The 4,660-nt window shown below is 49.5% G+C and carries 5 protein-coding genes; 1 reads left to right on the top strand and 4 read right to left on the bottom strand.

Annotation, left to right across the window (positions count from 1 at the left end; all coding sequences use genetic code 11):
* Window positions 1-274: 274 nt before the first annotated feature.
* Window positions 275-1,168 carry a nucleotidyl transferase AbiEii/AbiGii toxin family protein gene (locus SLW74_RS27455; protein WP_410930724.1) on the bottom strand — a complete coding sequence of 298 codons (894 nt, stop codon included), beginning with the start codon at window positions 1,166-1,168 and terminating at the stop codon, window positions 275-277.
* Window positions 1,152-2,108: a type IV toxin-antitoxin system AbiEi family antitoxin domain-containing protein gene (locus tag SLW74_RS27450; protein ID WP_410930723.1), complete on the bottom strand. Its 957-nt coding sequence runs from the start codon at window positions 2,106-2,108 to the stop codon at window positions 1,152-1,154. Before SLW74_RS27450 ends, SLW74_RS27455 begins: the two co-directional genes overlap by 17 nt.
* Window positions 2,109-2,576: 468 nt before the next feature.
* On the opposite strand from SLW74_RS27450, the gene SLW74_RS27445 reads away from it, so the two are divergent.
* Entirely contained in the window at window positions 2,577-2,816 is a 240-nt protein-coding gene (locus tag SLW74_RS27445) for a hypothetical protein (protein WP_410930722.1), read from the top strand.
* Window positions 2,817-2,818: 2 nt separating this feature from the next.
* Here SLW74_RS27445 and SLW74_RS27440 read toward each other — a convergent pair whose 3' ends face one another.
* Together SLW74_RS27440 and SLW74_RS27435 are read right to left on the bottom strand one after the other, a co-directional pair.
* Complete coding sequence (locus SLW74_RS27440; protein WP_410930721.1) at window positions 2,819-2,968, bottom strand: hypothetical protein; 150 nt, start codon at window positions 2,966-2,968, stop codon at window positions 2,819-2,821.
* A gap of 609 nt (window positions 2,969-3,577) precedes the next feature.
* Window positions 3,578-3,982 carry a hypothetical protein gene (locus SLW74_RS27435; protein ID WP_410930720.1) on the bottom strand — a complete coding sequence of 135 codons (405 nt, stop codon included), beginning with the start codon at window positions 3,980-3,982 and terminating at the stop codon, window positions 3,578-3,580.
* Window positions 3,983-4,660 lie beyond the last annotated feature (678 nt).

Below are 4,660 nucleotides of genomic sequence, written 5' to 3'. Positions count from 1 at the left end.
TGTTGGGAGTGGGAGCCGGGTGGCTGCACCTGGAACAATTTCCCCACTGCGTGGAGTCATGCGAGACGCTTTTTTTAAAAGCCGATCGTAGGGGCTCCCACGCCAGTGGGAGCCCCTAGGGGGCGCGCAGCTAACGTCATCCTTGCCGTTAGGTGTCCTCTGTAGGCGTCAGCCCTCCTTGCTCGTGCTCTTAGCTTCTCGGGTCGATACTTGTATTCTCTTGGGGAGTGGTACGACACACCTCTCCTCAGCCTCTCTATGAGCATTGATTCTTTTAGGTCTCTTGTAGCGTGCTTGTATTGTTTTCTTTAGGCTTATCTTCTAACCATGGCAAACTTTTGAAAAATGTTGCCACCCTGGAATAGGACTCATCGAAATCCGGAAGCTCTTTCACAGTTAACCTCAGTAAAGGGTACTTTTCACCGGACCGTTTTCGAATATTTTCATTATCCATACCATTTTGATTTAGAAGGTAATCAATATTTTTGCCTTGGCTCTTTCGGATTAATGAGCTGTGCACTTTTCCTTTTTCAATTTCATTTAACGGTTCTATTGTAGTCAGCAGATAATTAACATCATATATATCTTGCTCCCTACTCCTATTACGTACCTCTTGCTGCAAGATAGATCTCAATTTTTCTGCTAGAAGATCACAGATGTCGTATGCTTGAATTTCTTCATCATCAAACTGAAGCATTTCCACGTTATATGATTTTTCATTGCAACTGTAGTCGATAGCTATCACGAGCGGACAATTCTTTTCGTCAAGCCTTTTCATATGGGAAATGTTTGATCTCAAACAATAACCAATCTTCATTTTAATTGTGGGGAATGTACCGTGAGCGTTAGGCTCCGGTTTTCTGGACTGCAATCTGCATTTTATGCCGTAATTGAGATATGACTCAACTAAGTCCATAGCATCATTTAATGTTTTCTCGAATTCCTCCAAATTAATCTCGGATAGCTTTTTTTCGGTGGAGAAATCGATATCTGTGGTGGCACGGGTACTACCATAGCGGATGCCAAGAAGTGTTCCGCCTTTGATGATCATGCTGGTCCTCAAACGCTCGTCTGAGGCGACTGCACGCAGAATAACGTGACTAGCTTGCCTAGCTAAGAGGAATTCCCGTGGTGCTTCTGCAACCCATTGCTCAATGTCGATTTCCATATTGATGTGCAGACTCCGCATTTAATGATAATGACCAATCCTCATCATATATTGCCGAAAACGGTGTTCCTGGAACAAGCACTTTCGAGCTGCCGCGGGTTTTTTTAGATTCCTGTTGCCATTCATTTAGCTGGGGGTGGCTAATGCCGACAACCTTTTGTAGAACGAAGCCTGTCCTTGCGATATCCATTTTTCTAGTACGGTCATGCTTTAGCTCTTTTAATATGGCAGGAAAATATTTTTCTGCATATTCAATATACACATCCAAGACATGGTCGATGCCACCGCATTCATCGGGTGTCCTAAGCATGTCTATGAATGTCTTTCCTATAGGCGAAACTCTGAGCGGACTATTTCTTATCTCGGATGGATTAACATAGTCCTTTTCTACGGAAATTATAAGTTCCTCGCCAAACATATTTGTGTGTTTTGGATATGTGGGAATAAAATATTCTCTATCAAAAGGTATTGCAGGACCCACATTTAAATCTGACAAGGATTTGTTTTTCCACTCACTCAGAGAGCATGCTGTAAATCTAATTACTTTTGGTATTCTGTCAGTCAGCCCGTACCATGCCATTGCGTTGAGCTTTGAAATATATCCATATGGGTAAACGGCACAAACTGCCTCCGTCGCACTGTATTCAGGTTTACCTTTGATGAAATACACGCTACTTAGATTTTCGCTATAATGAGTAATAACTTTCTTTTTATTTTCATCAATTCTTGTGAGAATACCAGCCTTTTCAACTCTGTTTATATAAAGGTTGAAATCATCATTTGAGGCATATTTTTTTCTAATAAGTGATATTTTTCTATCTTTATAACTTTTCGACATGAAAAGTAGGAAAATCTGTTCGGAAAGTTTTTTCTGAGTGATTACTGAATACGGGTAATCCTCTAGAACCCACGTGGCCAAGGCTTCTTCCAGTAAAAACACGAAAATGTCCTTTTTCAGCTTCTTTTGCTATACGCTCTTAGCAGATATACGTCCTTAGGACGTATATCTGCTAAGAGTAGATAAGTCAAGAAAATTCAATGATTACGGGGACGAAAAAAAACAAGTACCTGAGTGCCGCTATAATAAATCCTAAGGATTTATTATAGCGGCACTTGTGACCGAAAAGAAAGCTTTTTCCCCACTATTGGGATGGTTTCGGATTCAAATAACGGGACCTTCGTTAAATCGGCCCCCACAGAAAAGCCCACCCCGGTGGGCTTTTTTGCGTCTGGCGGGCGCCACACCCCCCGCTTCTGGCCTACCATTCCCCCTCTCTTCGGCCTGCGCCGAATCTGGCCCCTCGCTCGACACGAGGTGATCGAGCTGAGTGAACAGGGGCTATTTCGCAGCGCGAAATGCATCGACATCGGGGTAAGTGTTTTCGCGGACGCGAAATTGAGAGGGCTAATGCGGACAGGTATTCATGAAGACGCACTGCGCGTCATGCTCGAAGGCGGCGCCGTGCGCGAAGTGCTGGTCAGCCGGCAGGCTGAAAAGTGGGGATTGGCCATTCGCCTGGGCGGTGCCGGCAGTCGCTGGCTGCCGGTACGCTCGCGCCGCGAGGCGCTGCGCACCTGGGCCAGTTTGACCGCCGTAGGGCGTTTTGCCGACGGCCTTGGGATCAAGGGCTTTGCCGTCGAGCTGTAACGTCACACCAGCCTACACAGCGGCGGTGCGAAGACGGTGAGGCAGGCCGGTGTGGAGCAGACCAGGTCAATCATCCAGTGCAGCAGATCGAGCAGCACGGAAGCCATGAGGTTGATCAGGGTGTCGTACGCAAACGCTTTGAAGTGAGCCATGTCAGGCGTCCTCACTGATGGGGGGACACCCATTAAAAGGCATGTTTGGGTGTGTCAGGACCAGTGCTTTCCAAAGATTGCCGCATCCGAAGATACGGTGTGAGGGCGGAATGTTCATCGCGTCACCAGGCTGGGATTTCAGGTGAGCGTATGTGACTGGATTTATGCCGCAAGCGTGATCGGCAGCGTACAAAGATGAGCTACTTCTGGTTCATTTCGCACTGCGAACCTAGGTGCCGTAGATGCCGTTTTCCTAAAAAAGAGAAAGAGTCCGGCTTGTGCCTGATAACGGCATGACCAACACCAGACAAATGGCTGACAAACACCTGACAACAGCATGAAAAACCTGTTTTGGGGCTGGTTAGACCTGACAAACGCCTGACGGAATAAAAGCGCGCAAGCAGAGCTGAAAAACACAGGCACGCCAAGGATGTATACATCCCGTGCCAAAGGGTGCCCCTTTGAAACCCCGCCTCTACGAGTCGAACTGCCTGACGCGCTGCGCTTGTCGCCCAGCCTGAACCGGGGCAACAAGTTGCCATCGGCCCACGCTGGGTCAACGTTCATTTCACCAGGTCAAAGGCGAGTTTCCACGGCTGAAATGTTGATTCAGTCATCCAGGGCGTCGAACAAACCGGCCCAGGTGACAGGCCCCTGAGGTCGTGAGGGGGCGACTGTTTTAGGTGGTGCTGGCACAACCTCGGGTTTGTGCTCGATCAAGCGCATCGTCTCGCGCAGTTCTCGAACCTCTTCGCGCAATAAACGCAGCTCTTCCAAAAGAGGCTGTAGGGTGTCTAAACGAAGTGTAGGGAAGGTGTCTGGCGTGGGTGTAGGGAAGTGTCGGGTCGCGCCGGGCGGCTCACCGTAAACCCTGATCATTTCGGACAGGTCGATAACCTTCTGCCCTTTGCCGTCGAGACCAGCATTTACGCGGCCTCTGGCCACGGCTTCATGCAGGGTAGAACGGTGCAAACCGTAGAGACTTGCCATGCGGCCGATGGTTAATTTTGCCATGTAGGGCAGTGTCGGGTTCTGTCTGTAGGGTGCCCGACAGTTTATCACCGGATGGCAGGGGGATTAGGTCGCGAGTAGCGACGTGGAAAAATAGGGATTTGCGCTGCGCGAACAAAGGCAATATCTTTGGCTTTATCAGTTACATAGCTTCAAAACGAAGAAACCCTGCCGAGGCAGGGTTTCATTCGGGCCAGCGGCGACGGCAATCGCTCTGGCCAAGGTCTCGGGGATTCTCTGCTTTAGGCGGCGGGGATCGAGACCTGGTAAGCACAATTCTGGCGAGAAAACCCTCTCCTGTCTAGCTTCCAGCCTCCCCCGACACCTCTTCCCGACGCTTGGAATCAAGATGCTTTGGGCCCGGGAAAGTAATAGCTACCGATCAAGGGGATCTCTTCACGGTAGCCGGTATAGCCGGTCAGGTGCGACCCGCAAGGGCGAGAAGGCAATGGCAGGGCAGCGTTAAAACCCAACCACGGGCGCTGTCACTGTCTCAGAACCCACCGACCGCCAGACGCCGAAGAGGGCAGGGGACGCCGTTGTAACCAATCCCCGAAAGTCTGGAACGCCTGTTGGGAGTGGGAGCCGGGTGGCTGCACCTGGAACAATTTCCCCACTGCGTGGAGTCATGCGAGACGCTTTTTTTAAAAGCCGATCGTAGGGGCTCCCACGCCAGTGGGA

The organism is Pseudomonas sp. W5-36, assembly GCF_046540455.1.
In the GTDB taxonomy this organism is placed as follows: Bacteria; Pseudomonadota; Gammaproteobacteria; order Pseudomonadales; family Pseudomonadaceae; genus Aquipseudomonas; species Aquipseudomonas graminis_B.
This window is presented reverse-complemented; position numbering and strand designations above follow the sequence as displayed.

Excerpts from the sequence above, each read along its gene's own strand:
- SLW74_RS27455 (WP_410930724.1), bottom strand. The coding sequence starts at position 1,168 with ATGGAAATCGACATTGAGCAATGGGTTGCAGAAGCACCACGGGAATTC.
- SLW74_RS27445 (WP_410930722.1), top strand. The coding sequence starts at position 2,577 with ATGCGGACAGGTATTCATGAAGACGCACTGCGCGTCATGCTCGAAGGC.
- SLW74_RS27440 (WP_410930721.1), bottom strand. The coding sequence starts at position 2,968 with ATGGCTCACTTCAAAGCGTTTGCGTACGACACCCTGATCAACCTCATG.
- SLW74_RS27435 (WP_410930720.1), bottom strand. The coding sequence starts at position 3,982 with ATGGCAAAATTAACCATCGGCCGCATGGCAAGTCTCTACGGTTTGCAC.